This is a genomic window from Delftia sp. ZNC0008 (assembly GCF_000799035.1).
Classification (GTDB): Bacteria; Pseudomonadota; Gammaproteobacteria; order Burkholderiales; family Burkholderiaceae_C; genus Comamonas; species Comamonas tsuruhatensis.
The window spans coordinates 1-480 of sequence record NZ_JTKZ01000552.1 but is presented as its reverse complement, the minus strand read 5'-3'; the positions used below and the strand labels follow the sequence as shown (position 1 = coordinate 480).

Sequence of the window (480 nt, the reverse complement as noted above, 5' to 3'; positions counted from 1 at the left end):
CACGGTCTCCAGCAGGCCGCCGACCAGGCCGGTGTCGCCCGTGAGGCCGCCCAGCAGGCCACCGTCGCCGCCGACCACGCCGCCAGCCACGCCGCCAACCACGCCGCCCAGTAGGCCGTCGCCTCCCGTCAGACCGGCCAGCACGCCGTTGACGGTGCCGATCACCGGCTGCAGTGCCTGGCCCTGGACCTGCGTCAGGCCGTTGGCCAGGTCCGTCACCACGCCCAGCGGGCCGCCGTTCACCTGGGTCACGCCTTCGACCAGGCCCGTGACCACGGACAGGGCGCCGGTGCCGGGGTTGATCACCGCATCCAGCACCTGGCCCACAGGCGCTCCGGCCGTGCCGCCGAGCAGGTCATCGACGGTGTTCTGCACCGTGGTGACCAGACCTTCGCCGCTGCCTGTGCCGCCACCCGGGACCAGGCCGCCCAGCAGCCCGCCGACCAGGCCGTCCTCGCCGAGCACGCCACCCAGCAGGCC

At 74.8% G+C, this 480-nt stretch carries 1 pseudogene; it reads right to left on the bottom strand.

The features are described 5' to 3' along the window. Positions 1-480, bottom strand: a pseudogene (locus L995_RS33900) (hypothetical protein); the annotation flags it as partial.